Origin of the sequence: Streptomyces sp. NPDC048106, from assembly GCF_040706415.1 — a bacterium.
Lineage (GTDB): Bacteria > Actinomycetota > Actinomycetes > Streptomycetales > Streptomycetaceae > Streptomyces.
Genome location: NZ_JBEZND010000024.1, coordinates 61,923 through 88,275, shown reverse-complemented (window position 1 = coordinate 88,275; position 26,353 = coordinate 61,923). Strand labels below are relative to the sequence as shown.

Sequence of the window (26,353 nt, the reverse complement as noted above, 5' to 3'; positions counted from 1 at the left end):
GCCTCAGCCTCGGCGCGGGCAGTCGAGCCGGTCCAGGTCGACGGTGTCGGCGAGGGCCCGCATGCCCCGGTCGCCGGGGTGCAGATGGTCGCCGCCGTCGTACTCCGGGCGCAGCCGCTCGGGGTCGCGGGGGTCGCGCAGCGTCCGGTCGAAGTCGGTGACGGCGTCGAACTGCCCGCCCATGCGGATGTATCGGTTGACCTCCCGGCGCACGGCCTCGGCGGCGCGGTCCCATTCCGGCCAGCCCTTGAACGGGCCGATGGTGGCGGCCACCACGCACCGGTGGGCCGCGTGGGCCCGCCGTACCAGCCGCCGGTACCCGGCGACCAGGTCGGCCGCGGTGACCCCGGTGCCGGCCTTGAGGTCGTTGACGCCCGCGAAGAGGACGATGGTGCGCACTCCCGGCTGGGACAGCACGTCCCGGTCCAGGCGGTGCAGGACGCTCTGCCCGGCGCCGTCCCCCGCGCCGTCCGCGAGCAGCCGGTCGCCGGATATGCCCTCGTCGGCCACGCCCCGCAGGGCGCCGCGGGCCGCGTGCAGGCGCCGGGCCAGGTAGTCGGGCCAGCGGCGGTTGCGGTCGGCGGTGGACTGCCAGCCGTCGGTGAGGGAGTCGCCGAGCGCGGCCACGGCGCCGGTGGCCGGGTGGTCGGGGCGTACGGCGACGGCGTCCACGTACCACCAGGAACCGGTGGTGCGCGTCCAGTGGGCGGCGCCCTCCTCGGCGGTGCGGTCGCCGCCCTGCGCGGTGTACGAGGTCTGGAGCGCCAGTTCGTGGCCGCTGGCCGGTCCGGCGGCGTCCGGGGTGCGCAGGCTCACCGCGAGGTCGGATCCGGCGGGCACCCGGCCGGGCAGCGGGTCGCTCCAGGCCACGGCGCCGGCGGGGAGGGTGATCCGGTGGGCGCCGCCGAAGGTCAGGGGCCGGTTGCCGCCGGGGCGCAGGGCGGCGCCCTGCGCGCGAAGGCCCGCGTGGACGCGGTCGAGGGTCAGCGGGCGGTCGCCGAAGGCGTTGGTGAAACGGATCCGCGGCGCGGTGCCGCCGACGCTGGTGTGCACGATCAGCCGGTACTCCGCGCCCGCGGTGCCCGCGCCCAGGCGTTCGGCGCTCGCCGCCCAGGTGACCACGCCGGAGGGCCGGCTCGGTTCGCCGGGCGGATGGGCGACGGCGCGGGCGGGCCCGGCCTGGCAGGCGGCGACCGTCAGCAGGGCGGCGGCGACCCGGCAGACGCGCCCGGCCCGGCCGTTCACGGCGCGCGCGGACCGTCGGAACCCGGCCGGGCCCCCACGGCCGTACCCGTGTGTCCCACGCGGGTCATGGTCCCGCCGCGGGAACGGTTTCGCACCTCGGTGGGCGGTCATCCGCTTCCCCTCCTCGTCGGCTCGCCGCCGTCCATGATGCCCACGGCATCGGGTGGTGCGGATGCCCCGCACGGGCCCGGACATGCGGATGCCCCGCGCGGGGCGGGGCATCCGGTCGTGCGCGCCGGCCGTCAGCGCCGGGCGGCCGGGGTGTTGGCGGCGGTCACGTCGACCGCGGCCCACGCCTGGTCCACCGTCTTGTACTCGGTGCTGTCGGCGCCGTACAGGTCCTGGGCCGCCTTCAGCGTCGCGACGCGCGCGCCGTGGAAGTCGGTCGTGGAGACCATGTAGCGGGTCAGCGCACGGTAGAAGACGGCGGTGGCCTTGGTACGGCCGATGCCCTTGACCGTGGACCCGTGGTACGTCGGCGAGTCGTACGCCACGCCGTTGATCGTCTTCTTGCCGCTGCCCTCCGCGAGGAGATAGTAGGCGTGCGACGAGACCCCGGAACCGGCGTGCACCTCGGTGTAGTGGGTGGCCGGTGTCCAGTAGTCGATCGTGCCCTCCAGCTTGTCGAGCGAGGGGTGGTCCAGGCGGCGCAGGAACTTCTGCGAGAGGCCCAGCTTCTCGCCGATCAGGTAGTCGGGCGTGTCCTGCTTGTTGGCGGCGGAGAACTCGACGCCGGAGCCGAAGATGTCCGCCAGCGACTCGTTGAGCGCGCCCGGCTCGCCGTACTGGTTGCCGTCGGAGTCGACGTAGGTCGGCTCCAGCCTGGCGGTCGCGTCCACCACGCCGTGGGTCAGCTCGTGGCCGGTGACGTCCAGGACGACCAGCGGCTTCTTGAAGGTCCGCCCGTCGCCGTCGCCGTACAGCATGCAGGTGCAGGTCGGGTCCCAGAAGGCGTTGGCGACCTTGCTGCCCCAGTGGACCAGGCCGTGGGCGGCCTTGCTGTCGCCGGCGATGCCCTTGCGGCCGAAGGTCTTCTGGTAGAAGTCCAGCGTCTTGGCGATGCCGTACTGGGCGTCGGCGGCGGCGCTGGCGCGGTTGGCGGTCGTGCCGTCGCCCCACACGTTGGTGGTGGCGGTGAACTTCGTGCCGGCGCCGAAGCTCTCCGTGGTCCGGCCCTTGGCGTCGCGGACCTCGGTGCCGTAGCGGCTCGGGTCGGCGAGCTGGTAGTGGCCGCGTGAGGTCTGCGTGGTGGTGAGACCGACGCTGCCGACGTAGAGCGTCTTGCCGGTGCCGCTCGCGGCCGACGGGTAGTAGGCCGTCTTGGCGCCGGTGGGGGCGTCGGCGCGGGCCAGGGCGGCGGCGCGGGCGGCGCCGGTGCTCGGGGTGGCCGTCACACCGCTCTTGAGCAGGCTCTTGACCAGCTTCGGCGACAGGAACTGGTCGCTGTCGGGGGTGTTGCTGCGCACCTTGCCGGTGACGGCGTCGACCACGACGGTGCTGGTGCCGTCCTGGTCGGTCACGGTCACCTGGTAGGCGAGTGCGGAGGCGCCGTCGCGGGCGTCCACGACGAGCCGGGCGGTGCCCGCCTCGCCCTTGGCGGCCCGGGCGGCCTCGGTGGCGGCCTGGTCCGCGGTCAGCTTCGCCTTCGTGGCGGCGGCCGGCTTCACGGTCCGGTCGGTGGCACGGGTCACGCCGGTGTAGGCGAGCCGGTGGTCGAGGTGGACCACAAGGTCGCCGCCGAGCACCGGCATGCCGTCGTGGGTGCGCTCGAAGCGGACGTGCCGGGCGCCCTCGGGGTCCAGCATGACGTCCTTGGCGTGCAGTTCGTCGCCCGTGGAGACGCCGGTCGCGGACGCGTGCGCGAAGGCCGCGGTGCGGGCCGCGGCCACCACGGCGCCGGTGTTGGTGACGAACGCGGCGGCGCGCGCCTTCCCCGTGGCGGGTCCCGCGAAGGCCGTACCGGCCAGGCCCGTGGCAGCCGTCGCCACCGCGACGGCGAGCGCGATCGAGCGTATGTGCGGTTTACGCAATCTGATCAGGGTTCCCTCTGTGAAGGGCGGCGAAGTCCTCAACCGCCCTGCGACGTGGCGCGGTTCGGCGCCACCGGGGCTGGTCGGGCCCCGCGGGATTCACCCTTACGGATCAGTCATGTGCACGTAAACCTGAAATGATCCATTTCGCGACCTTCTAGGGCAATACTTTGCAAACGAGCGCCGAAGAGTGATCGAAAAATGACCAACTGTGTGTCGGCTGTGGAGACGTGGCCTCGATCCCCTAGGTTCCCAGGCCGGAATGTGACCGATGTCGCATCAACGGACGTACGGATGGGAGTGGGTGCCCGATGGTGTCAGCCACGGTGAGCAGGGGTGCGGTCCTCGGAGCGGCGGCGGTGGCGCTGTCGCTGCTCGCGGTCCCGGCGCGGGCCGCGACCGGGGAGGTGAAGTCCCCCGCGGCGGCCGGGCTTCCGGCGCCCGACACGGCGGGCCTGGCCGCGGTGCTGCGCTCGGCGGTGGCCGCGGGCGCGCCGGGCGCACTTGCCCGGATCGACGACCACGGCACGACGTACCAGGCGACGCGCGGCTACGCCGACCGCGGCACCCGGCGGCCCATGGGCGCCGGTGACCGGTTCCGCGTCGGCAGCGTCACCAAGACGTTCTCGGCCGTCGTCCTGTTGCAACTCGCCGACGAGCACCGGCTGGTGCTGGACGCGCCGGTCGACCGCTATCTGCCGGGGCTGCTGCCGGACGACCGGATCACGGTGCGCCAGGTGCTGAGCCACCGCAGCGGGCTGTACGACTTCACGAACGACATGTTCGCCGACAGCGTCCGCGGGTTCGAGGCGGTCCGCGACAGGGTCTTCACCTACCGCGAGTTGGTGGCGCTGTCCCTGCGGCATCCCCGCACCAACGCGCCCGGCGCGGCGTACTCGTACTCCAACACCAACTTCGTCGTCGCGGGCATGCTCATCGAGAAGATCACCGGGCACTCCGTGCGGACCGAGTACGAGAACCGCGTCTTCGGGCCGCTGAAGCTGCGCGACACCTTCTACGTCCACCCCGACACCAGGATCCCGGGCACCCACGCGCACGGCTACCTCACCCCCGACACGGCGGGCGATCCGCTGGTGGACGCGACCGAGCAGACGGTGTCGTGGGCGCAGAGCGCGGGGGCGATCGTCTCCAGCGCGCGGGACCTCGACACGTTCTACGGCGCGCTGCTCGGCGGGCGGTTGCTGTCCGCCGCGCGGCTCGCCGAGATGGAGAGGATGACCCGGGTCGACGCCACCACCGCGTACGGGCTCGGGCTGCGCCGCCGCGATCTGCCGTGCGGGATCTCGGTGTACGGGCACACGGGGACGGTGCAGGGCTACTACACGTACGCGTTCGCGACGAAGGACGGCGGGCGGAGCATGACGGCGCTCGCCACCACGTCGAACAACGGCAAGGTGCTCAACACGCTCGCCGGAGCGCTGGATTCGGCGTTCTGCGGGAAGCAGGGCAAGCGGTGGCCGCAGGCGGCGGGCAAGGAGTAGGCCCCGGGCGCCGTGATCTTGGCAGAAGGCGTGCCGCCGGGTCAGGATGCCCGCATGAAGGGTGATCTCTTTTCCGGCCGCCACATGGTGCGGGCGACCGCCGAGCCGGGCATGTCCGTCGAGAACGCCAAGTGCCTCAGGTACGTGGTGGACGGCGAGATGTACGCCCGGCAGGGCGCGATGGTCGCCCACCGCGGTGACCTGGCTTTCGAGCGCAAGGGGCAGGGGGTCGGGGGCATGCTCAAGCGGGCGGTCACCGGTGAGGGGCTGCCCTTGATGGCGGTGCGCGGGCAGGGCGAGGTCTGGCTCGCGCACGAGGCGCAGAACTGTTTCGTCGTGGAGATCGAGCCCGGCGACCGGTTCACCGTGGGCGGTCGCCATGTGCTGTGCTTCGACCCGTCGCTGTCGTACGAGATCAGGACGGTCAAGGGCTCGGGCATCACCGCGGGCGGCCTGTTCAACAGCGTGTTCAGCGGGCACGGCCGGCTCGGCCTGGTCTGCGAGGGCGAGCCGCTGGTCGTCCCGGTCTCGCCGGAGCGGCCGGTGTACGTCGACACGGACGCGGTGGTCGGCTGGACCGAGCGGCTGGAGACCTCGCTGCACCGCTCGCAGTCGATAGGCTCGATGCTGCGCGGCGGCTCCGGCGAGGCCGTACAGCTGATGCTCCGGGGCGAGGGCGTCGTCGTCGTACGCCCGAGCGAGCTGACCCAGCACAAGCCGCAGCAGCACTGAACGGAAGGCACGACACCTTGATAGGCATCTCCGAGATCGAAGCCGCGGCCGAGCTGATCGCCCCGCACGTGGTGCGGACGCCGACCGTGGCGAGCCCCGGGCTCGGCGCGCTGCTCGGCGTCCCGGTCACCGCCAAGCTCGAACTGCTCCAGCGCACGGGCTCGTTCAAGGCCCGCGGGGCCGTGGCGAAGCTGCTGTCGCTGAGCGAGGCGGAGCGGGCGGCGGGCGTGGTAGCGGTCAGCGGCGGCAACCACGGGATCGCGCTCGCGGTGATGGCGGCGGCCCTCGACGTGAAGGCGACCGTGGTGATGCCCCGCACCGCGCCCGCGCGTTCCCGCGCGCTGGCCGAGGAGGCCGGGGCGTCGCTGCGACTGGCCGACGGCATGGCCGACGCCTTCGAGCTGGGAGCACGGCTCGGGGAGGAGGGGCTGACGGTGGTCCACCCGTTCGACGACCCCGCCGTGATCGCCGGTCAGGGCACGGTCGGCCTCGAACTGGCCGAGGACGCGGGCGAGGAACTGACGGACGTCGTCGTCAGCATCGGCGGGGGCGGGCTGATCGCGGGCATCGCGGCGGCGCTGCGGGCGCGCCGCCCGGGAGTGCGGGTGTGGGGCGTGGAGACGGCGGGCGCCGAGGCGATGTCCGCCGCGCTGAAGGCGGGCGGCCCGGTGCCGGTGCCGGTGTCCTCGCTGGTCACCACGCTCAGCGCGCCCACCGTGTCCCGGCTGACGTACGAGCATGTCTCCGAGCTGGTCGAGGAGGTGCTGGTGGTGCCGGACCGGGAGGCGGTGCGTGGCTGCCTGGAACTGGCCGACCACGCCAAGGTGTGGGCCGAACCGGCCGCGGGCTGTCTGCTCCCGGCGGCCCGCGAGGTGGTCTCGCGCGTCGGTCCCGGCGCCCGCCTGGGCCTCGTGGTCTGCGGGGGCAACACGACCCTCGCGGAGGTGACCGGCTGGGCGGACCGCTTCGGGCTGCGCTAGAGCTGGTTTCGGAACACACCCCCGGCCCGCCGATCCGTCGTCGGCGGGCCGTTTTCGCGGTGGCCGGTCCGGGGACTCGGCGCTCATGGTGCGAATCGGATACACGATGATGACCGAGCAGGCCGGGCCCCGGGACCTGGTCGACCATGTGGTGCGGGCCGAGGAGGTCGGGTTCGACTTCTCGGTGACCTCGGACCACTACTTTCCGTGGCTGCGGGCGCAGGGCCACTCCCCCTACGCGTGGAGCGTGCTGGGCGCCGCCGCCCAGGCCACCTCGCGGATTCCGCTGATGACCTACGTGACCTGCCCCATCCGGCGCTACCACCCGGCCGTGGTGGCGCAGAAGGCGGCGACCATGCAGTTGCTGTCCGAGGGCAGGTTCCGGCTCGGGCTCGGCGCGGGCGAGAACCTGAACGAGCATGTGGTGGGCGGTGGTTGGCCTCCGGTGGACGTGCGCCACGAGATGCTGGAGGAGGCGGTGGAGATCATCCGCGCGCTGTTCGAGGGCAAGCACGTCACCCACCACGGGCGGCACTACCAGGTGGAGTCGGCCCGGCTGTGGGACGTGCCCGAGCAGCCGCCGCCGATCGGCATCGCGGTCTCCGGCGAGCAGTCCTGCCGGCTCGCGGGGCGGCTCGGCGACGTGATGATCGCGACCGAGCCGAAGCCGGAGCTGCCGGCGGCGTTCGACCGCGAAGGCGGCCGCGGCAAGCCCCACGTCGGCCAGCTTCCGGTCAGCTACGACCCCGACCGGGACACGGCCGTCAAGCGCGCCCACGCCCAGTTCCGCTGGTTCGGGCTCGGCTGGAAGGCGAACGCCGAGCTGCCGCACCCGGATTCCTTCGAGTCCGTGACCCAGTTCGTGACCCCCGACGACGTCGCCTCCGCCGTCCCGTGCGGCGACGACCCGGACGCCTTCGTCGAGGCCGTACGGCCGTACGCGCAGGCCGGGTTCGAGGAGATCGCCCTGGTGCAGATCGGCGGCGACACCCAGCCGGAGTTCCTCGACTGGTCGGCGAAGACCCTGCTGCCCGCCCTGCGGGAGGCGCTCGGCTGACGGATGCTCGACCCGCGCGAAACGGGGGTACCCGTGGACCCTACGCCGATCGTCCCGGGAGGTTCTCGCGTGAACACCTTCGTGAACAAGACCCTGGTGGTGCAGCTCCATACCTCCGGCACCGGCCGCTTCCCGGTCTTCGTCCACCTCGGCTACGACGCCGCCGACCCGTATGCCGTCACGGCCGTCTTCGCCCACGAAGGCCAGGTGCTGGCCCACTGGCGCCTGGACCGGGAGATGGTCGCCGAGGGCCTGAGCAGGCCGGTCGGCGTCGGTGACGTACGGCTGCGGCCGGCCGGCACCGGGATGTGGCAGGAGCTGCGCCTGGAGTTCCTCGGGGACGCGCGCCCGGACGGCGGGCGGCACCGCGCGGTGGTGTACGCCTGGGCACCGGCCGTCGCCGCGTTCCTGCGCGAGACCCATGAGATCGTGCCGCCCGGCCGCGAACGGGCCCCGGTGGACGAGCTGTTGGCGGACATCCTCGCCACGGGCTGAGCACGGTCGGCGGGCGGCGTCGTTCAGAGCGGGCGGCGGTAGGTGAGGCCGGGACGGCCGGAGAGCCGGGTGTCGCCGACGACGGTGAAACCGGTGCGGGACAGCACGGTGCGCGAGGCCAGGTTGTCCACCCTGGCCGCGGCCTTGAGGTGGGTCAGGCCGTACGCGTCGGCGGCCCGTGCGCACAGCTCCCGTACGGCCCGGGTGGCCAGGCCCCGGCCCGCGGCGCGCTCGGCGACGCGGTAGCCGAGGTCGGCGCCGCCGTCCGCCACGTCCATGAGGTTGACCCTGCCGAGGATCTCCCCGTCCGGGCCGGCCAGGACGTGAAAGTGGCAGATGCCCGCCTCCTGCTCGGCGAGCAGGGCGTCGAGCCGCTCGCCGAACCGGGCGAAGTAGTCGTCACCCCGGTCGGGGACGGAAGCGGCGAAGTACGCCCGGTTCTCACGTTCGAAGGCGAGCAGTGCGGGGGCGTGGTCCAGGCTGAGCCGCTGGAGTTCGGGGATCATGGCCGAACCCTACGGGGGACGTTCGCGGGTTCGTCACCGGTTTTCCGGGTGGGCGGTGTGCCGGCGCCGCGCCCACAGCGGAAGGCCGTACCAGCACACCAGGTACCAGGCGACGACGGCCGCGACCAGCCAGGGCACGTAGCCGGCGTGCGTGGCCACCCGGAGGATGAGCAGCAGGGCCGAGGTCATGGTGGCCAGCAGCAGCACCAGGCCGACGAAGGTCAGCCGGGAGGCGAGCCGCACCGCCCGGGGTTTGACCCGGCGGCCGGAGACCAGTCGGTGCAGGGAGACCGGCCCGATCAGGGCGCCGGTGGCGCAGGCGCCGAGGACCACGGTGACGATGTAGATGCGCTGGTCGGCGTCGGGCAGCCGGGCGTACTTCGGCTGGAAGGCGACGGTCAGCAGGAAACCGAACAGGATCTGCACGCCCGTCTGGGCGACGCGGACCTCCTGGATGAGTTCACCCCACATCCGGTCGGCCCGCTCCTCCTCCGTCTCGTTCCGCCCTGTGCGCCGCACTTCGCCGCGCCGTCCGTCACCCGGCCGTCCGTCCCCGCGCCGTCCTTCCTCGGTCATGCGATGCAAGTAACCGCCGGGCCGTTCCTTCAAACGGTGTGCACCGGCGCGGTCACCAGCGGTGTTCGACCTGCTCCGCGATGCGTCGCTCGTACAGGTCCCGGATCGCGGTGAACGTCTCCGGCTCCAGCGGCGGCAGCTTCGCGGCGGCCGCGTTGGCGCGGGCCTGCTCGGGGTTGCGGGCGCCGGGGATCACCGTGGTGACGCCCTCCTGCCCGATGATCCAGCGCAGCGCGAGCTGGGCCGGGGTGTAGCCCTCGGGGGCGAGCGCCGCGAACTCGGCGGCCGCCTCCACGCCCGTCTCGTAGTCGACGCCGGAGAAGGTCTCGCCCTGGTCGAAGGCCTCGCCGTGCCGGTTGAAGGTGCGGTGGTCGTTCGCCGCGAAGACGGTGTCCTTGGTGTACTTGCCCGACAGCAGCCCGGAGGCGAGCGGTACCCGGGCGATGATGCCGACACCGGCCGCGCGGGCGGCGGGCAGCACCTCGCGCAGCGGCTTCATGCGGAACGGGTTGAGGATGATCTGCACGCTGGCCACGTTCGGCCGGGCGATCGCCTCCAGTGCCTCGGCGCAGGTCTCCACGCTCACGCCGTAGGCGGCGATGCGCTCCTCCTCGACCAGGGTGTCGAGGGCGTCGTACACCGCGTCGGTGGAGTAGACGGGAGTGGGCGGGCAGTGCAGCTGCACCAGGTCGATCCGGTCGACGCCGAGGTTGCGCCGCGAACGGTCGTTCCACGCGCGGAAGTTGTCGAGGACGTAGTTCTCGGGGAGCTGGTCGACGCGGCGGCCCATCTTGGTGGCCACCAGCACATGCAGATCCGGGCGGCTGCGCAGGAAGGTGGCGATCGTCTGCTCGCTGCGCCCGTCGCCGTAGACGTCGGCGGTGTCGAAGAAGGTGACCCCGGCCTCGGCCGCGGCCTCCAGGACGGCCAGGGCGTCCTTGTCGGCCACGTCACCCCAGTCCGCGCCCAGCTGCCAGGTGCCGAGCCCGACCACCGACGCCCTCTGTCCCGACCTGTCGATTACACGTTCGTCCATGACGACAGTCTGTCACCCGGTGCCCGCTCCCGCGGAACCGGGCACTCCGGGGAGACCCGATCGGACACTCCGGGGAACCGGTGGTCCGGGGCCGTCTGCGTCGCGGACGGCCCTCGGCGCACGCCGCCTGCCGTCACCCGGCCTCGGCGGTACGGCAGTCCGGATGCCCCCAGCCCTGCGCGTTCTTGGCGATGGACTCGCCCGCCGCGTAGGAGCGGCCGCAGACGCAGCGCCCGGGGAACTTCGCCTTGATGGTGCGCGACGAGGACGCGGCGCCCCCGGCGCGACGGACCGTCTTCTTCCGGGGGGCGGCCGACTTGGGCGTGTCCGGCGAGGGCGGCGGCACCGGCGAGCCCAGCTCGCTGCCCGCCGGCTCCTGCACGGTGGCGGCCTGGCTGGCCGCGCGGTCGGCGAAGTCGTTGAGCGGGTCGCCGTCGACCTGATGGGCCGGGACGTAGCGGAACTCCACCGACCGGCCGTCCAGGAGCGCGTCGATGCGGACCACCAGCTCCTGGTTGGCGACCGGCTTGCCCGCGGACGTCTTCCAGCCGTTGCGCTTCCAGCCCGGCAGCCAGGTGGTGACGGCCTTCATCGCGTACTGGGAGTCCATCCGGATCTCCAGCGCCACGCCGGGCTCCACGCTGCTCAACAGCCGCTCCAGAGCGGTGAGTTCGGCGACGTTGTTGGTGGCCCGGCCGAGCGGGCCCGCCTCCCAGCGAGCGGGCGTCCGCTCGTCGTCGTCCGAGACCACCCACGCCCATCCGGCCGGTCCGGGGTTTCCCTTCGAAGCCCCGTCGCACGCGGCCACCACTCGTTCACGCATGCGCACGATCATCCCATGACGGCCTGGGTGCCCCGTCCCGCTCAGGCGTCCCGGATCCTCGGCATCTCCCCCTCGGTGGTGGTGATGTCGATCACCGAGAAGTCGGCGCCCTGCGGATCGCTGAGCGTCGCGAACCGGCCGAAGGGGCTGCTCATCGGCCCGAAGCGCACGCTGCCGCCGAGCCTGGTGGCCGTGGCGACGGCCTCGTCGCAGTCTGCGACGGTGAAGTAGACGTTGATGTACGAGGGCACCTCGGGCGGGAAGTCGTCGGTCATCCGCATCCGCCCCAGCACGGTCTCCTCGCCGACCTGGAACATCCGGAAGTCCACCGCGTCGTCCACGATGTCCTTCGTGCGGTACGGGAAGACCGCGCGGAGGAAGTCGTCCGCCTTCGCGGGCTCGCGGGTGAACACCTCGGCCCAGCAGTAGGCGCCCGGGGTGGCCGTCGCCTCGAAGCCCTCGTGGGTGCCCGCCTGCCACACCCCGAACACGGCCCCGCTGGGCTCGCGGGCCAGGCACATGGTGCCGAAGTCGCCGACCCGCATCGGCTCCATCAGCACGTCACCGCCGTGCTGCCGGATCTTGTCGGCGGTGGCCGCGGCGTCCGGCGAGGCGAGGTAGAGGCACCACCGCGACTGGCCCTCCTGGCCGGGCATGGGCGGCACGACGGCCGCCACGGCCCTGCCGTTCACGGAGGCCTGCGTGTAGTGGCCGTACTCCGCCCTGGACGCGCCGAAGGTCCAGCCGAGGACGTCGCCGTAGAACTTCTTGGCCCCCTCCAGGTCGGTGAACATCGCGTCGGCCCAGCACGGCGTTCCCTCGGGTTGTACGGCCATGCCCGCCGCCTCCTGATGTCGTCGCGGCCCCCGCCTGCTCACGCTAGCCAGCCCCCGGCCGGGCCGCGCGCGGAGCGGGGCGCTGCCGGACACTGGGGAGGGGACACCGGCGGTCCCGGAAGGGCACGGGCGATGACGATGCGGGCGTGGTCGGTGGTGGCGCGGGGCCCGGTCGAGGGCGAGCCGCTGCGGCTGGTGGAGCGGCCGGTGCCCGCCCCGGGACCGGACGAGCTGCTGGTACGGGTGCGGGCGTGCGGGGTGTGCCGGACCGATCTGCATGTCACCGAGGGCGATCTGCCGGCGCGCCGGGCCGGGGTGACGCCAGGCCACGAGGTCGTCGGCGAGGTGGCCGGTCTCGGGTCGCAGGTGTTCGGCTTCGCGCCGGGCGACCGGGTGGGCGTGGCCTGGCTGCGCCGCACCGACGGGGTGTGCGCCTACTGCGCGCGGGGCGCCGAGAACCTGTGCCCGCGCTCCCAGTACACCGGCTGGGACGCGGACGGCGGCTACGCCGAGTACACCACCGTGCCGGCCGCCTTCGCCTACCGGCTGCCCGAGGCGCTGGACGACGTGTCGGCGGCGCCGCTGCTGTGCGCCGGGATCATCGGGTTCCGCGCGCTGCGCCGCTCCGCGCTGCCGCGCGGCGGACGCCTCGGCCTGTACGGCTTCGGGGGCAGCGCCCATCTGTGCGCGCAGGTCGCGCTCGCGGAGGGCGCCACCGTGCACGTGATCACCAGGGACGAGGTCTCGCGCAGGCTCGCCCTGGCGCTGGGCGCGGCCTCCGCGCGGGACCTCGACGAGCCGCCGCCGGAGCCGCTGGACGCGGCGGTCCTCTTCGCCCCGGTCGGCGATCTGGTGCCGGTCGCGCTGCGCGCCCTGGACCGGGGCGGGGTGCTGGCGCTGGCGGGCATCCACCTCAGCGACGTACCGCCGTTGCACTACGAGACGGACCTGTTCTACGAGAAGGAGCTGCGCAGCGTCACCGCCAACACCCGTGCGGACGGGCGGGAGTTCCTCGCTCTGGCGGCCCGCTACGGCGTCCGCGCGACCACCCACCCCTATCCGCTCGACCGGGCCCTGGACGCCCTGCGCGATCTGAAGGCGGGCCGCTTCGACGGCGCGGCGGTGCTGGTGCCCGAGTGAATTCGCTCGACAGCGAGGACGCCGGCGCGCTCGGATGGGTGCCGTGAACCCACAGAAGATGCGCCCGGACGAGCTGGACCTCGACGCCCCCCTGGTCCGGCGGCTGGTCGCCCGCCGCTTTCCGCGGTGGTCCGCGCTGCCGGTACGGCGGCTCGCGTCCTCCGGCACGGAGAACGCCATGTTCCGGCTGGGCACCGAGCTGGTGGTACGGCTCCCCCGGCACCCGGGGGCGGTCCCGGACCTGAGGCACGAGCAGCGCTGGCTGCCCCGGCTGGGGCCGCTGCTTCCGGTGGCCGTGCCGGAGCCGGTGGCGTCGGACGAGCCCGGCGACGACGACGCGTATCCGTGGCCCTGGTCCGTCTACCGCTGGCTGGAGGGGACCAACCCGGTGGCGGGGGCGGTGACCGAACCGGCGCGCCTGGCCGAGGAATTGGGGCTGTTCGTGCGGGCACTGCGGCGCGTCGGCACCGAGGGGGCGCCGACCGGCTACCGGGGTGGTCCGCTGCGGGAGCGGGACGGGGCGACCCGCGCGGCCGTCGCCGAGCTGGGCGACCGGGTGGACGCGGGTGCGGTCACGGCGCTGTGGGAGCGGGCGCTGGCCGCCCCGGCGCACAGCGGTCCGCCGCAGTGGGCCCATGGCGATCTGTCCCCCGGCAATGTGCTGGTCGAGGACGGCCGGCTCGGCGCGGTGATCGACTTCGGCTGTGCCGGGGTGGGCGATCCGGCCGTGGACCTCATGCCGGCGTGGAACCTGCTGCCCGCCCGCGTCCGGGACACCTTCCGGAAGGCGGTCGGCGCGGACGACGCGGAGTGGGCGCGGGGGCGGGGCTGGGCGCTGTCGGTCGCGCTGATCCAGCTGCCGTACTACTGGCACACCAACCCGCCCCTGGCACGGAACTCCCGGCATGTGATCGCCGAGATCCTGGCCGAGGCCGGGTAGCCGGGTAGCCGGGAAGGCGGGAAGGCGGATAGCCGGGAAGGCGGGTAGCCCGAAAGCCGGATGCGGGCGGCGCGCCGGGCCGGCTCCGGGCCCGGCCCCGTGTCCCCCGTGTCACTCCCCCGCGTACGCCTTCTCCAGGGCGGCGACGTCCAGTTTGCCCATGCTCATCATGGCGCGGGCCGCGCGGGCGGCCTTCTCGGGGTCCGGGTCGCTCATCAGGGTGGGCAGCCGGTCGTAGACGACCTGCCAGGAGACGCCGTACCGGTCCTTGAGCCAGCCGCAGGGGCCGCCCGCGCCGCCGTTCTCGGTGAGCCGGTTCCAGTAGTGGTCGATCTCCTGCTGGTCGGAGCAGAGGATCTGGAAGGAGATCGACTCGTTGAAGGTGAACTGGGGGCCGCCGTTGAGCGCCAGGAACCGCTGGCCGTTGGCCGTGAACTCGACGGTCAGCACCGAGCCCTCCGGGCCGGGACCGGCGCCGGTGTGGCGGCTGACGCGGTCGACGCGGGAGTTCTTGAAGACCGACACGTAGTAGTGCGCGGCCTCCTCCGCCTGGCCGTCGAACCAGAGACACGTGGTGAAACCGTCGGTGGTCATGAGCACCTCCTCGTTGGGAGAACACGGTCGGGATACAGACCCGCGTGCGGCCGGAAACTCATCGGTGGCACCCGCCCGGGGCCCGCGGGTGCGCGCCGACGCGGGGAGAGCGTCGGTTTCACGCCAGTGCCGTGCGGCATGCGCATGCGTCGGGTCACCAGGGGTACCCGTCCCGTGAGCGACCCCACCGGCGGGAATGGAATGCCGGATCCGGGGTACGCGCCGTGGACACAACAGCGCAGGGACCGGACGCACAGGCCGAAAAGGCAGACGTCGAACCGTGACTTTCGTGGGAGAGGTAATGAATACCGCCGGGATGCGGTCGCAGACAGTGGTCACCGAGAGGACCGGGCAGGACGGGACGGACGCGGGGGCACTGCCCGGCATCGCGGACCCCACTTCCGTGGCCCCGCGGGACGCCCGCGAGCTGTCCCGCCAGTTCTTCCGTCGGCTGACCGAACTGGAGGAGGGGACCCACGAGTACCAGTACGCGCGCAACACCCTCATCGAGATGAACATGTCGCTCGTACGGTTCGCGGCCGGCCGGTTCCGGGGCCGCGGCGACGACATGGAGGACATCGTCCAGACCGGCATGATCGGGCTGATCAAGGCCATCGACCGGTTCGAGCTGTCCAGAGAGGTGGAGTTCACCTCCTTCGCGCTGCCGTACATCGTCGGCGAGATCAAGCGGTTCTTCCGCGACACCACATGGGCGGTGCACGTCCCCCGGCGGCTCCAGGAGCTGCGGGTGGAGCTGGCCAAGGCGCGCGAGGAGCTGTCCAGCCGCCTCGACCGGGAGCCGACGGTCGCGGAACTGGCCACCCTGATGAACCTCTCCGAGGAGCAGGTGCTCGAAGGCCAGCTCGCCGCCAACGGCTACAACTCCTCCTCCCTGGACGCCGCGCTCACCGGCGAGGGTCCCGAGAACGGCGAGGCCGTGCTCGCGGACTTCATCGGCGTGGAAGAGGAGGGCCTGAGCCTCGTGGAGGACTTCCACGCGCTGGCGCCGCTGATGGCGGAGCTGAGCGAGCGGGACCGGCAGATCATCCATCTGCGGTTCGTGGAGGAGGCCACGCAGGCGGAGATCGGGGAACGGCTCGGCTGCTCCCAGATGCACGTCTCACGGCTGATCAAGCGGATCATCACCCGGTTGCGGCAGGGGATGCTGGGCGAGCTGGGCTGCGCCTGAGCCCCCGCTGAACGCCCGGCACCGCGGCCGGGCGTTCAGCGCCGCAGGTCGAACCGGGCGATCACGCGCTTGCCGACCGGGACCCGCTCGACGGCGACCTCGACGGCGAGCGCGTTGACGATCTCCAGGCCGTGCCGCCCGACGCGCTGCGGGTTCTTCGGGAAGATGTGGGGCACGGCCGTGCTGCTGTCGCAGACGGAGACCGTGACGGATGTGTCCGTGCCCTCCAGTTCCAGGATGTAGGGGCCGTTGCTGTGCCGGTCGGCGTTGGTGACCAGCTCGCTGACCAGCAGCAGCAGCTCGCCGTCCGCACCGCGGTCGATGCTCGCGCACCACTCGGTGCGCAGCTGCTCCAGGAACTGGGCCGCGAAGGCCCGCGCCTCGGCGATGCAGCCGGGCTCGCCGGTGAAATGGGTCGCACGTCTCAGCGGCTCGACGGGTACGTCGAAACCGGTCGGTATCACTGCCCCGCCCAGATGATCCGTCATGCTGTCTCTTTCGCAGGCCGGTGGCCCGGTCCATTCGGTGATATTCGCACCAGTCCTCTTACCCCGGGCCGCGCCTCGCAGTCCAGGCGTTCGCCGTGCGCGCACAGTGGCGCGCGTCACGGTCCGTACCGGCGCGGACGGACCACCCCGGCGGGCGGGGCGTCCGGCCGCTGCTTAGCGTGGCAGGCGTGAGCCCTGTGACCGTCTCCGCGCGGCCCGCCGCCCGGCACGGCTGGCCCGAGGCCCTGGCCGTGGTGCTGACCGGACTCGCGGTGATGGTGCTGGTGGCCGCGGCCGGCCTGTGGGCGGCGGGCGCGGCCGGCCTGCCGGACGGGGCGTTCCCCCGAGTGCTGGCCGCGACCGTGGTCACCGCGGTCGGCGGCAGCGTCCGGCTCACCGGGAACGCGGGCGCCCTGGCCAGGACCGAAGCCGGGATCACGGTACTCCCCCTGTCCGTGGCGCTGGCCGGCGCCCTGGTGGTCGGCACGGGTTTCCTGCGCCCGCTGCGGCACGGGACGGTCACCGCGGCCGGGGAGCTGGCCGGGTGGGCCGTCCGGGTCGTCGTCCTGTGGCTGCTCGCGCTGACCGGGCTCGCCTTCGCCGCCCGGCAGACGTTCGCCGTCGACGTGGGCAGCGGGACCCTCAGCGATCTGACCTCGCTGTTCGAGGCGGAGCCGCGGATCGGGTTCACCGCGGACGTGCCGCTGACCGTGCTGTTCGCGCTGCTGTGGCTGGTCGGGGTGCTGGTGGTGGCGCTGCTCGCCGCGCGCCGCGTGCCGTTGCCGGGGCGAGCGCCGAGGTGGCGGGAGCGGGCGCGTCCCGCGGCCCGCGCGATGGTGGAGCTGCTGCTGGCCGCGGTCGCCGTGGGGCTCGTCGTCGCGCTCGTCACCGCGGCTACCCGGGGGCACGCCAGAACGACTTTCGCGCTGATCCTGCTCGGCCTGCCCAACCTGGTCTGGCCCGCCCTGACCATCGGCCTCGGGGCGACCTGGCACGGCCGGGTGGACGGTCCGTTCGGGCTGCCGGTGCCGCACATCCTGGACGTGCTGCTGCGCACCCCCGACGTCTCGGAGGTCGATCTGCGGACGCTGAGCGACTACGACGCCCGGATGGCCTGGCTGCCGGTGGCGGCCGGGGTGCTGCTGCTCGCGGTCGCCGTCCGGGCGGCCCTGCGCTCACCGGCGGGGACCCCGCTGTGGCTGCACGCCGTACGGCTGGGCGTCGCGCTGGCCCTCACCACGCTGATGATCTGCCTGCTGTGCCGGATCTCCGCGCACTACGGGCTGTCCCTGCTCGGCATCGGCAACCTGGGCGGCGGCCTGTCCGGGGAACTGCTGCTGCGGCCGCGGACGTGGCAGGCGGTGGGCCTGGGCGCCCTGTGGGGGCTGGTCGCCGGGTTCCTCGGCGGTCTGCTCGCCCTGGCGGCGCGCCGCCGGCGCCGGTCATCCGATGGGCACCACGAGCGCCGGAATGGTGCGCTGCATCCGTAGGGCGTCGACGGACTCGGCGAGCAGCTCGTACTCCGTGGTGTCGTCGCTCGCGGCGATCCGCACCAGCCGACCCGCCGCCAACTCGTCGGCCACGCGCTCCTGTTGGTCGTCGTCGGCGCACCAGCCGCGCAGCAGGGCGGGCACGTCGGCCACCGTCTCCGCGACCGGCACCAGCGCCCCCGCCGGAAAGGGGACCGCTTCCGGACTGGGGTCGAGCCGCTCGGCGATCCAGGACGCGCGGTCGCGCAGCCACCACAGAGCCAGCGCCAGGGTGGGCGCACGGTAGGTGCCGAGCGGTACGCCGATACGCCGGCCGCCGCACACCCCGTATGCCGTGACATGGCACAGGAATTCGTCGTGCACGTATCACTCCCCCGTCGCCTCGTCCGGCTCCTGTGCGGTGAAGTGCCCCTCGATGTTCGAGTATCGCCCCGGCCGAAACGCTGTCACCACGACTTTCCGGCCACTCTGTTGACATGTTCCCTACCTTTTTCGATGGAAATGGTGGGGTTCCGCGGGGCGGTCCGGGCATGACCCCGGAGGTAATCGACCCGCCGGGCGGCCTTCGGGCATGGTGGTCACACCGGGTCGGCGAAACCCCGAACCCGGCTCCGACCAGCACAGACGACATCGATGGAGGCTGATTCACCATGTCCGTGATCACCGAACGCTACGAGATCGCCGCCGCCCGTTACTTCGAGGCCTGGAACGCCACCGAGCCGGAGGCGCTGAGCAAGGCGGTCGCCGCCGCCTGGGCCGCGGACGGCTCCTACACCGACCCGCTCGCCGACGTCCGCGGCCACGAGGGTGTGGCGGCGGTGATCGCCGCGGCCCACGAGCAGTTCCCGGGGTTCGTCTTCCGCCCGCTCGGCGCGGTGGACGGCCACCACGACACCGCGCGCTTCGGCTGGGAGCTGGTGAACGAGGCCGACAGCTCGGCCCCGGTCGCCGGCTTCGACGTGGTCACACTGGACGCGGAGGGCCGCATCCGCCAGGTACTGGGTTTCCTGGACCGGGTACCGACGAGCGCGTGACGTCACGAAGCGACGCCACGGGCACAGGGGCGGCGGTGGCGGCACTCCGGCCCCACCGCCGGGGCGAGGCGCGCTGCAACCCGCGCTACAGCCATACGACCGGAGCCCGGCAGCGCGGAAGAGGCGCGCTGCAACCGCATGGGCGGCGCGGGCGGGGCGAAGCGCTCGCACCCGCCGCGCGGCCGGTGCGAGGCTACGGTCGGATGATCGCGTCGATCCGCTTCAGTTCCTCCGTGTCGAAGTCCAGGTTGCGCAGGGCGCCGACGCTGTCCTCCAGTTGGCGTGCGCTGCTCGCGCCGACCAGGGCGGAGGTGACCCTGCCGCCGCGCAGCACCCAGGCCAGGGCCAGCTGGGCGAGGCTCTGGCCGCGGGCGGCGGCGATCTCCTGGAGGGCGCGCAGCCGTCCGACGAGGTCCTCGGTGACCGCCTCCGGGTTCAGGAAGGGGCTGTCGCCCGCGGCGCGGGAGCCCTCCGGGATGCCCTTCAGATAGCGGTCGGTGAGCAGGCCCTGCTCCAGCGGGGAGTACACGATGGAGCCGGCCTGGATTTCGTCCAGGGCGTCGAGCAGGCCCTCGTCCTCGGGGCGCCGGTCGAGCATCGAGTAGCGCGGCTGGTGGATGAGGAGCGGAGTGCCGAGGTCGGCGAGGATGCGGGCGGCCTCCCGGGTCTGTGCGGCGGAGTAGTTGGAGATGCCGACGTAGAGCGCCTTGCCCTGCTGGACCGCCGTGTGCAGGGCGCCCATCGTCTCCTCCAGCGGAGTGTCCGGGTCGGGGCGGTGCGAGTAGAAGATGTCGACGTACTCCAGGCCCATCCGCTTCAGGCTCTGGTCCAGGGAGGCGAGCAGGTACTTGCGCGAGCCCCATTCGCCGTACGGCCCCGGCCACATGAGGTAGCCGGCCTTGGTGGAGACGACCAGTTCGTCGCGGTACGGCGCGAGATCCGCGGCGAGGGCGGCGCCGAACGCGGACTCGGCGGCGCCGGGCGGCGGGCCGTAGTTGTTGGCCAGGTCGAAGTGGGTGATGCCGAGGTCGAAGGCGCGGCGCAGGATCGCGCGCTGCGTCTCCACGGGGCGGTCGGGGCCGAAGTTGTGCCACAGGCCGAGCGACAGCGCGGGGAGTTTGAGGCCGCTGCGTCCGGTGCGCCGGTAGGGCATCTCGGCGTAACGGTCGGGGGATGCGGTGTACAACGCGACTCCAGGGGGTGGGCATGGATCTACCGGTCCAGGATTCCCCGCGCGGCGGCCGGCGGTCCAACGGGAGAATCGGATGGAATTGAGCGGATAGGCTGCTCAATCATGGAACTGCGCCATCTCCAGCACTTCGTCGCGGTCGCCGAGGACCAGCACTTCACCCGGGCCGCCGAACGTCTGATGGTGTCCCAGTCCGGCCTGTCCGCGTCCATCCGGGCGCTGGAGCGGGAGCTGCGGGCGCCGCTGTTCGTACGCACCACGCGGCGGGTGACGCTGACGGAGGCGGGGCGGGCGCTGCTGGCGGAGGCCGAGCGGATCCTCGCACAGGTGCGCGCGGCGCACGAGGCGGTCGCGGCGGTGCAGGGCGTGCTGCGCGGCACGCTGGCGCTGGGCACCGAGCAGTGCATCGCCGGCGTGCACGTGGCCCGGCTGCTGGCGGCCTTCCGGGGCGCGCACCCGGACGTGGAGATCCGGCTGCGCCAGGCGGGCTCGGGCGCGCTGGCCGAGGAGGTCGCGGCGGGCCGCCTCGACCTGGCCTTCGCGTACCGCACCCGGGCGGACGGCGACCAGTTGCGCTCGGTGTCGCTGACCAGCGAGCCGATGACCGTGCTGTGCCACCCTCGCCACCGGCTCGCCGCGACCGGGGCGCTGCTGTGCCCGGACGACCTCGCCGGTGAGGTCTTCGTCGACTTCCACCCGGACTGGGGCCCGCGCCGGGCCACCGACGCCGCCTTCGCCGCGGCGGGGGTGCGGCGCACCGTCGCGCTGGAGGTCAACGACGTGCACACGCTGCTGGACCTGGTGGACGAGAACCTGGGCATCGCGGTCGTACCCCGGCACTTCCGGCACAAGCGGCCCACGCTCACCGCGCTCCCGCTGAAGGGGACGGGCGAGGCCGAGTACGAGACGGTGGCCCTGCTGCCGCCCGAGCGGTCCACCAGCCCCGCGGCCCGCGCCCTCGTCGCCCTCCTCGAAGCGGAGGGCCGGACACCGCCCCGGTCCTCCTGATTCCGGACGCGTGCGCGCCGCCGATCTGTGATGGTGGACGGTATGCATGCGAAGGACATCCTCATCGACGGCTACGGCCGCATCCGGGAAGAAGTCCACGAAACCCTCGACGGCCTGGGACCGGACGAGTTGCACCACCGCCCGGCGCCCGACGCCAACACCATCGCCTGGCTGGTCTGGCACCTCACGCGGGTGCAGGACGACCATGTCGCCGACGCCTTCGGCCTCGACCAGGTGTGGCTCTCCGACGGCTGGGAGAAGCGCTTCGGCCTCGACCTGCCCCGGTCCGACACCGGCTACGGGCACAGCCCCGCCAAGGTCGCGAAGGTGCGGGTCGAGAGCGCCGACCTGCTGACCGGGTACTACGACGCGGTGCACGAGCAGACGCTCGGCGCGCTGCGCTCACTGGCCGCCAAGGACCTCGAAGGCGTCGTGGACGAGCGCTGGGACCCGCCGGTCACGCTGGGCGTGCGCCTGGTGAGCGTCCTGTCCGACGACCTTCAGCACATCGGACAGGCCGCCTACCTCAAGGGGCTGGTTCAGAGCGCGGCCGCGTAGCCGGGCAGGATCACGTCCTCGATGAGGGCCTTGCGCTCGTCGAACGGGATGAACGCGCTCTTGACCGCGTTCACCGTGACCGTCCGCAGGTCCTCGACGCCCCAGCCGGCCTCCTCGACCAGCAGCGCCATCTCCCGGGTCATCGTCGTGCCCGACACCAGACGGTTGTCGGTGTTCAGGGTGACCCGGAAGCCGAGGTCCTTCAGCTCCGTGATCGGGTGCTCGGCGATCGAGGTGGCGGCGCCGGTCTGGAGGTTGGAGGTGGGGCACATCTCCAGCGCGATACGGCGGTCACGCACCCAGGACGCGAGACGGCCGAGCTTGCCGTCCACGATGTCCTCGGTCAGCCGCACCCCGTGCCCGACGCGCTGGGCGCCGCACACCTGGACGGCCTGGTGGATGCTGGGCAGGCCGTACGCCTCGCCGGCGTGGATGGTGAAGGGCACGCTCTCTCGGCGCAGGTGCTCGAAGGCGGCCAGGTGGTCGGCGGCCGGGAAGCCGTCCTCGGCGCCGGCGATGTCGAAGCCGACGACCCCGGCGTCCCGGTAGGCCACGGCCAGGTCGGCGGCCTCGCGGACGCGGTCGAACATCCGCATGCCGCACAGCAGGGTGCCGACGCGCACCGGGGTGCCCGCGGCGGCCGCCTTCGCCATGCCGGCGGCCAGGCCCTCCTGCACGCTCTCCACGACCTCGGCGATGCCCAGTCCGCCCCGGGTGTTCAGCTCGGGGGCGTAGCGCACCTCGCCGTAGACCACACCGTCGGCGGCGAGGTCCAGGACGTACTCCTCGGCGGTGCGCAGCAGGCCCTCGCGGGTCTGCATCACGGCGAGGGTGTGCTCGAAGGTGGCGATGTAGCGCACCAGGTCGCCGGAGTTGGCGGCCTCGACGTACCAGGCGGCCAGCTCGTCCGGGTCCGTGGTGGGCAGCCGGTGCCCGGCCTCGGCGGCCAGCTCCACGACGGTGGCGGGACGCAGACCGCCGTCGAGGTGATCGTGCAGCACGGCCTTGGGGAGGCGGCGGAGGGTGTCGGTGTCGATGCGGGGGGCGGTCATGGCAGGGCGTTCCTCAGCAGGTTGTACCGGGGTCGATCAGGCGGCCGACGGTGCCGACGGGAGTGGTTAGCCGGTGAGGTTATACGTAAAACCAGTGGGTTGTCTACGCGCGTCGCCAAGGGTGTCGAACGGGGTGCCGCGGTCTGCTCCGCCGCGGTGAAATTGGGCGTCTACCGCGAGGGGCCGTGGGGTGGCGCGGAGGCCAGTCGTGCCGCCGGTGGCAGCGGTGCGTGCCGGGGGCATGTTTCGAGCGCCTGGACCACCAGCCCGGAAAAGCGCCGGGAAGCCTGGACCTGGGCGGCGGTCGAAGCGGCGTGGATCCCCTTGTTGGCCATGAGGACGAGAATCAGGTCGTCCAGGACGAAGTCGGACCGCAGGCGCCCCGCTTCCTTGGCTCGCCGGGCCAGTTCGGCGACCGCTTTCACCGTGTACTCACGACCGGCGGCGACATCCCTCACCCCCGGGTAGGCCGCCAGGAAGGCTTCGGTGAAGCCCCGGTCGCGAGCGTGCAGCTCACAGATCTTCTCGATCACCAGGCACAGGCCACGCCACGGATCGGGATCCGCGCACCCCTCGTCGACGATCGCGCGGCACGCGTGCAACTGGTCCGCGAAGGCCTCGGCGACCAGCGTCTGCTTGGTCGGGAAGTGCCGGTACAAAGTGGCGGGTCCCACCCCGGCACGCCGCGCTACCTCCCGCATCGGCACGTCCAGGCCATCGGCGGAGAACAGCGCCCGGGCCGCGTCGAGGATGCGTTCGCGGTTGTCCAGCGCGTCGGATCGCAGCGCATGAGGCAAACGGTCGGTCACCGCTCTCACTTTACCGAAACGGACGGGGGCGTCCGTTACCGTCCGTGACGTAGAGGCTCTCGCGCTTGAGCGGTCCGAAAACCAGGAGATCACATTGAAGGCAATCTCGATCCGGACGTTCGGAGGTCCTGAGGGTCTGGCTGTGGTCGACCTGCCGGTGCCCGCGCCTGCCGCCGGGCAGGTGCTGATCGCCTCCGAGGCGGTGGGCGTCGGTGGTGTCGACATCCTGATCCGAAGCGGGGCTCTGGCCGCCTACGGCTTCCAGGAGGGCCACATCCCGGGTGGCGAGGTGGCGGGCACCGTCACCGCGGTCGGTGACGGCGTCGACGCGTCGTGGATCGGCCGACGGGTGTGGGGCTCCACCGGCACCGGCGGCGGCTACGCCGAACAGGCCGTCGCGCCGGTCGAGCAGGTGCTTCCCCTGCCCGACGACCTGTCCTCCGCCGCCGCGGTGACGCTCGGCAGCGCCGGTGCGGTGGCCCACTTCGGGCTTCGCCACGCCCGTTTCGCTCCCGGCGAGACGGTCCTGGTGCGGGGCGCGGCGGGCAGTATCGGGATCATGGCGGTGCAGCTCGCGGCTCGCGGTGGTGCCGCCGCGGTGGCGGTCACGACGTCGTCGTCCGAGCGCGGCGAGCGGCTGCGCCGGCTCGGCGCGACCCATGTGCTGGACCGGTCCGGTGACGGAGGGGAAGCGGCTCCGGCGGGCTATGACGTCATCATCGACGTCGTGGCCGGTGCGGACATGCCGTCGTTCCTCGACCGGCTCAACCCGAACGGCCGCATGGTGGCCGTGGGCGCCGTCGCGGGTCAGCCGCCCGCGGACTTCGGTACGAGGATCATGGCGGCGTTCCAGAAGTCGCTGTCCTTCGCCGCCTTCAGCGCGGCTACCGTCCCCCCGGCCGAGTTGAGTGCCGTACGCGGCGAGCTGTTCGGCGCGGCCGGCCGTGGCGAGCTCGAAGCGGTGGTCCACGAACTGCTGCCCCTGTACGACGCCGGGCCGGCCCACCGGAAGATGGACGCGGGTGAAGTCTTCGGCAGGATCGTGCTGACACCGTAGCCCGCCTTGCCCGCACCCAAGGCGCTCGCCTCAGGGCGCTTCCTCGCCCTGGGCCACCTCCACCCGGTGGTGGAAGTCCGCCAGCCCGGCCGCCGAGGTCGCCCCGGACAGGACGGTGCAGGCGATGAGCAGCGCGGCGACGGCCCGGCCAGCGCGGGGCCTGCCGGGCGACGCACCGAGGAGGGCCTGCACCCGCTGCGGAACCGGCCCCGTGGTCGCCGCGGCCGCGAAGGCGGGCCGCGGGGTGGCGGACGCGTGCCCGGCGAGGGCCGCGCGGGCGATGGCCCGCGCGGTCAGCCGCCGGTCCCCCACCCACGCGGCCGCGGCCTCGTCGGCGGCCCGCTCGGCGGCGAGCCGGATCGTCGTACGGACCGGCCGCAGCGCGGGGTGGCAGTGCGCGGCGAGTTCGGCGGCGGCGAGGAAGTAGTGGTGGCCGCCCTCGTTGTGCGCCCGCTCGTGCGCGAACAGCGCCTCCCGCTCGGGCCCGTCCAGGCTGCGCAGCATCGCGGTGGTGACGACGATGCGGTGCGGGCGGCCGGGCAGCGCGTAGGCGTCGGGGCGGGGCGAGTCCACCACGCACAGATCACCGGCGGCGGGCCGCCGCCCGGCCTCGGTGCGGGCCACGCGGAAGGCCCGGCTCTGGCGCAGCACCGAGCGGACGAGGGTCCAGCAGCAGACGGCGAGGACACCGACCGAGGTGGCGGCGGCCGGTACGACGATCATCGCGGGGGCGGTGTGCAGGGGGTGGGTGAACTCGCCGAACGCGGCGAACACGGGAAGCCGCAGCAGACCGATCAGCACGAAGGCGCCGAGCGCGGCGAGGGAACAGCCGGCGAGGACCACCGCACAGCCCGTGACCGCCCACAGCGCGGCGGCCGGGGCCAGCCGGGCAAGGGCCCGCCGGGCCAGCGCCGGCAGGACGCAGGGCAGCAGCAGCGGCAGCAGAAGCAGGGCGGTCATCGGCCGGGCGCTCTCATCAGCCGTCGGATTCGAGGAGGTCGCGCAGGATGCGCTCGTCGTCCGGGCTGAGCTGGGCGACGAAGCGGGCGAGCACGGTCTCCCGGTCGCTGTCCCGGTCCAGCTCGCTGTGCATCCGGCGGGCGGTGAGGCCGTGGGCGTCCTGGACCTCCTGGACCGGGAAGTACACGAAGCCGCGGCCGCTGCGCTGCCGCTCGACGACGCCCTTGTCGTGCAGGCGGCTGAGGATCGTCGTCACCGTGGTGCGCGCCAGGTCCGTGCCCAAGCTCGACTGGACCTGCCCGGGGGTCCGGGGCCCGTCGGCGGCCCAGAGCGCGGCCATGACGCTCGCCTCCAGTCCACCGGCCGGCCGGCGTTCGTCCTTGCCGTCGGTCATGGGAACGTCCTCACCCTCCTCGTCGTCCGCGTGCGGACCGTCTACACGATGGTAGTCATACGGGCGCGCGAGCCCGCCCTGTCCGCCGCGGGACACCCCGGTACGGCGTGCCGCCCGCCCGTGACCTGCGCGGCGGCCATTGCGTACCCGGCGGGCGGTGCCGGAGTCTTCGACGTCGACCCCGACCAGACAGGGCTCAGCCAGGACCCGGACCACGCGGTCACCTCCGACATCGAGGCCCTCGACGACGACTGGGAGCTGTGACATGGGCACCGCGCGGGGCATGATCGCCGCCGCACGCAAGCCGCTGGGCACGGCCGAGCACCCGCCCGGCTCCAACCACAACACCGTCACCTCCTGGTACGGCTTCACCGGGCAGTGGTGCGACATGTCCATCAGTTACACCGTCCAGCGCGCCGGCCTCACCGTCGACGGGCAGTACGGCCCGCACGCCGCCGCCGTGGTGAAGGCCGCGCTCACCGCTCATCAAGCACCTCGGCCTCACTCCGCAGAGCACCTGGGACGCGGCCACCACCACGCAGCTCCAGAAGGCGCTCAACGCCCACGCCTTCCGATCCGCCCGGTGCCGGGCACCCCGACGGGATGCCCGGCCTGAGCACGGCGCCCACGCGC

Annotated in this window: 30 protein-coding genes; 15 read left to right on the top strand and 15 right to left on the bottom strand. The window is 73.1% G+C overall.

What is annotated here, in order from left to right; all coding sequences use genetic code 11:
* Positions 1–3: 3 nt before the first annotated feature.
* Positions 4–1,245 (bottom strand): SGNH/GDSL hydrolase family protein, encoded by a 1,242-nt coding sequence (locus AB0927_RS23945; RefSeq protein ID WP_366669739.1) that lies wholly within the window; start codon positions 1,243–1,245, stop codon positions 4–6.
* A gap of 242 nt (positions 1,246–1,487) precedes the next feature.
* Entirely contained in the window at positions 1,488–3,275 is a 1,788-nt protein-coding gene (locus AB0927_RS23940) for a M4 family metallopeptidase (protein WP_366669738.1), read from the bottom strand.
* A gap of 311 nt (positions 3,276–3,586) precedes the next feature.
* On the opposite strand from AB0927_RS23940, the gene AB0927_RS23935 reads away from it, so the two are divergent.
* The 5 genes from AB0927_RS23935 to AB0927_RS23915 all read left to right on the top strand — a co-directional run bounded on the left by AB0927_RS23935 (position 3,587) and on the right by AB0927_RS23915 (position 8,041).
* The gene (locus tag AB0927_RS23935; protein ID WP_366669737.1) at positions 3,587–4,777 is read left to right on the top strand and encodes a serine hydrolase domain-containing protein; all 1,191 of its coding nucleotides are present in this window, start codon (positions 3,587–3,589) and stop codon (positions 4,775–4,777) included.
* Positions 4,778–4,831: 54 nt separating this feature from the next.
* On the top strand, positions 4,832–5,509 hold the full coding sequence (locus AB0927_RS23930; RefSeq protein ID WP_366669736.1) for an AIM24 family protein: 678 nt from the start codon (positions 4,832–4,834) through the stop codon (positions 5,507–5,509).
* Positions 5,510–5,526: 17 nt separating this feature from the next.
* A complete protein-coding gene (locus tag AB0927_RS23925) occupies positions 5,527–6,489 on the top strand; it encodes a threonine/serine dehydratase (protein WP_366669735.1) in 963 nt (320 codons plus the stop codon).
* 85 nt (positions 6,490–6,574) lie between these two features.
* Positions 6,575–7,546: an LLM class F420-dependent oxidoreductase gene (locus tag AB0927_RS23920; protein ID WP_366669734.1), complete on the top strand. Its 972-nt coding sequence runs from the start codon at positions 6,575–6,577 to the stop codon at positions 7,544–7,546.
* 69 nt (positions 7,547–7,615) lie between these two features.
* Positions 7,616–8,041 carry an SsgA family sporulation/cell division regulator gene (locus AB0927_RS23915; protein ID WP_366669732.1) on the top strand — a complete coding sequence of 142 codons (426 nt, stop codon included), beginning with the start codon at positions 7,616–7,618 and terminating at the stop codon, positions 8,039–8,041.
* 23 nt (positions 8,042–8,064) lie between these two features.
* Here the strand turns inward: AB0927_RS23915 and AB0927_RS23910 are convergent, their stop codons facing one another.
* The 5 genes from AB0927_RS23910 to AB0927_RS23890 all read right to left on the bottom strand — a co-directional run bounded on the left by AB0927_RS23910 (position 8,065) and on the right by AB0927_RS23890 (position 11,818).
* Positions 8,065–8,544, bottom strand: coding sequence for a GNAT family protein (locus AB0927_RS23910; RefSeq protein WP_366669773.1), 480 nt, complete (start codon positions 8,542–8,544; stop codon positions 8,065–8,067).
* A gap of 36 nt (positions 8,545–8,580) precedes the next feature.
* A complete protein-coding gene (locus AB0927_RS23905) occupies positions 8,581–9,123 on the bottom strand; it encodes a DUF6328 family protein (RefSeq protein ID WP_366669731.1) in 543 nt (180 codons plus the stop codon).
* 52 nt (positions 9,124–9,175) lie between these two features.
* The gene (locus AB0927_RS23900) at positions 9,176–10,159 is read right to left on the bottom strand and encodes an aldo/keto reductase (RefSeq protein ID WP_366669730.1); all 984 of its coding nucleotides are present in this window, start codon (positions 10,157–10,159) and stop codon (positions 9,176–9,178) included.
* Between the two features lie 133 nt (positions 10,160–10,292).
* Positions 10,293–10,994 carry a ribonuclease H gene (locus AB0927_RS23895; RefSeq protein ID WP_366669729.1) on the bottom strand — a complete coding sequence of 234 codons (702 nt, stop codon included), beginning with the start codon at positions 10,992–10,994 and terminating at the stop codon, positions 10,293–10,295.
* A gap of 29 nt (positions 10,995–11,023) precedes the next feature.
* Complete coding sequence (locus tag AB0927_RS23890; protein WP_366669728.1) at positions 11,024–11,818, bottom strand: VOC family protein; 795 nt, start codon at positions 11,816–11,818, stop codon at positions 11,024–11,026.
* 138 nt (positions 11,819–11,956) lie between these two features.
* Between AB0927_RS23890 and AB0927_RS23885 the strand changes: the two genes are divergently transcribed.
* Positions 11,957–12,958, top strand: coding sequence for a zinc-binding alcohol dehydrogenase family protein (locus AB0927_RS23885; RefSeq protein WP_366669772.1), 1,002 nt, complete (start codon positions 11,957–11,959; stop codon positions 12,956–12,958).
* 34 nt (positions 12,959–12,992) lie between these two features.
* Positions 12,993–13,898, top strand: coding sequence for an aminoglycoside phosphotransferase family protein (locus AB0927_RS23880; RefSeq protein ID WP_366669727.1), 906 nt, complete (start codon positions 12,993–12,995; stop codon positions 13,896–13,898).
* A 111-nt stretch (positions 13,899–14,009) separates the two neighbouring features.
* On the opposite strand, the gene AB0927_RS23875 is transcribed toward AB0927_RS23880, so the two are convergent.
* Positions 14,010–14,492, bottom strand: a complete 483-nt coding sequence (locus tag AB0927_RS23875; RefSeq protein WP_366669726.1) for a VOC family protein — start codon at positions 14,490–14,492, stop codon at positions 14,010–14,012.
* Positions 14,493–14,793: 301 nt separating this feature from the next.
* Here AB0927_RS23875 and AB0927_RS23870 point away from each other — a divergent pair, with 301 nt between their 5' ends.
* Complete coding sequence (locus AB0927_RS23870; RefSeq protein WP_366669725.1) at positions 14,794–15,681, top strand: RNA polymerase sigma factor SigF; 888 nt, start codon at positions 14,794–14,796, stop codon at positions 15,679–15,681.
* 35 nt (positions 15,682–15,716) lie between these two features.
* Here the strand turns inward: AB0927_RS23870 and AB0927_RS23865 are convergent, their stop codons facing one another.
* Positions 15,717–16,169, bottom strand: coding sequence for an ATP-binding protein (locus tag AB0927_RS23865; RefSeq protein WP_366669724.1), 453 nt, complete (start codon positions 16,167–16,169; stop codon positions 15,717–15,719).
* A 188-nt stretch (positions 16,170–16,357) separates the two neighbouring features.
* Here AB0927_RS23865 and AB0927_RS23860 point away from each other — a divergent pair, with 188 nt between their 5' ends.
* Entirely contained in the window at positions 16,358–17,659 is a 1,302-nt protein-coding gene (locus AB0927_RS23860; RefSeq protein WP_366669723.1) for a streptophobe family protein, read from the top strand.
* Here the strand turns inward: AB0927_RS23860 and AB0927_RS23855 are convergent.
* Positions 17,612–18,022 (bottom strand): hypothetical protein, encoded by a 411-nt coding sequence (locus AB0927_RS23855; protein WP_366669722.1) that lies wholly within the window; start codon positions 18,020–18,022, stop codon positions 17,612–17,614. The genes AB0927_RS23860 and AB0927_RS23855 overlap by 48 nt on opposite strands.
* Before the next feature lie 287 nt (positions 18,023–18,309).
* Between AB0927_RS23855 and AB0927_RS23850 the strand changes: the two genes are divergently transcribed.
* The gene (locus tag AB0927_RS23850; RefSeq protein ID WP_366669721.1) at positions 18,310–18,693 is read left to right on the top strand and encodes a nuclear transport factor 2 family protein; all 384 of its coding nucleotides are present in this window, start codon (positions 18,310–18,312) and stop codon (positions 18,691–18,693) included.
* A gap of 193 nt (positions 18,694–18,886) precedes the next feature.
* Here the strand turns inward: AB0927_RS23850 and mgrA are convergent, their stop codons facing one another.
* On the bottom strand, positions 18,887–19,879 hold the full coding sequence (mgrA, locus tag AB0927_RS23845) for an L-glyceraldehyde 3-phosphate reductase (RefSeq protein WP_366669720.1): 993 nt from the start codon (positions 19,877–19,879) through the stop codon (positions 18,887–18,889).
* Positions 19,880–19,987: 108 nt separating this feature from the next.
* Here mgrA and AB0927_RS23840 point away from each other — a divergent pair, with 108 nt between their 5' ends.
* Together AB0927_RS23840 and AB0927_RS23835 are read left to right on the top strand one after the other, a co-directional pair.
* Entirely contained in the window at positions 19,988–20,890 is a 903-nt protein-coding gene (locus AB0927_RS23840; RefSeq protein ID WP_366669719.1) for a LysR substrate-binding domain-containing protein, read from the top strand.
* Positions 20,891–20,932: 42 nt separating this feature from the next.
* On the top strand, positions 20,933–21,448 hold the full coding sequence (locus tag AB0927_RS23835; RefSeq protein WP_366669718.1) for a DUF664 domain-containing protein: 516 nt from the start codon (positions 20,933–20,935) through the stop codon (positions 21,446–21,448).
* Here AB0927_RS23835 and AB0927_RS23830 read toward each other — a convergent pair.
* Together AB0927_RS23830 and AB0927_RS23825 are read right to left on the bottom strand one after the other, a co-directional pair.
* The gene (locus tag AB0927_RS23830) at positions 21,430–22,500 is read right to left on the bottom strand and encodes an adenosine deaminase (protein ID WP_366669717.1); all 1,071 of its coding nucleotides are present in this window, start codon (positions 22,498–22,500) and stop codon (positions 21,430–21,432) included. The two genes, AB0927_RS23835 and AB0927_RS23830, sit on opposite strands and share 19 nt — an antisense overlap.
* A 170-nt stretch (positions 22,501–22,670) precedes the next feature.
* On the bottom strand, positions 22,671–23,309 hold the full coding sequence (locus AB0927_RS23825; RefSeq protein WP_366669716.1) for a helix-turn-helix domain-containing protein: 639 nt from the start codon (positions 23,307–23,309) through the stop codon (positions 22,671–22,673).
* 94 nt (positions 23,310–23,403) lie between these two features.
* Here AB0927_RS23825 and AB0927_RS23820 point away from each other — a divergent pair, with 94 nt between their 5' ends.
* Positions 23,404–24,366, top strand: coding sequence for a zinc-binding dehydrogenase (locus AB0927_RS23820; RefSeq protein ID WP_366669715.1), 963 nt, complete (start codon positions 23,404–23,406; stop codon positions 24,364–24,366).
* A gap of 30 nt (positions 24,367–24,396) precedes the next feature.
* Here the strand turns inward: AB0927_RS23820 and AB0927_RS23815 are convergent, their stop codons facing one another.
* Both AB0927_RS23815 and AB0927_RS23810 read right to left on the bottom strand, forming a co-directional pair.
* On the bottom strand, positions 24,397–25,326 hold the full coding sequence (locus tag AB0927_RS23815; protein WP_366669714.1) for a M48 family metalloprotease: 930 nt from the start codon (positions 25,324–25,326) through the stop codon (positions 24,397–24,399).
* A 16-nt stretch (positions 25,327–25,342) separates the two neighbouring features.
* Positions 25,343–25,720 carry a BlaI/MecI/CopY family transcriptional regulator gene (locus AB0927_RS23810; RefSeq protein WP_366669713.1) on the bottom strand — a complete coding sequence of 126 codons (378 nt, stop codon included), beginning with the start codon at positions 25,718–25,720 and terminating at the stop codon, positions 25,343–25,345.
* Positions 25,721–25,768: 48 nt separating this feature from the next.
* Here AB0927_RS23810 and AB0927_RS23805 point away from each other — a divergent pair, with 48 nt between their 5' ends.
* Together AB0927_RS23805 and AB0927_RS23800 are read left to right on the top strand one after the other, a co-directional pair.
* Complete coding sequence (locus AB0927_RS23805) at positions 25,769–25,984, top strand: hypothetical protein (RefSeq protein WP_366669712.1); 216 nt, start codon at positions 25,769–25,771, stop codon at positions 25,982–25,984.
* 1 nt (position 25,985) lies between these two features.
* On the top strand, positions 25,986–26,336 hold the full coding sequence (locus AB0927_RS23800) for a hypothetical protein (protein ID WP_366669711.1): 351 nt from the start codon (positions 25,986–25,988) through the stop codon (positions 26,334–26,336).
* Positions 26,337–26,353: the final 17 nt, after the last annotated feature.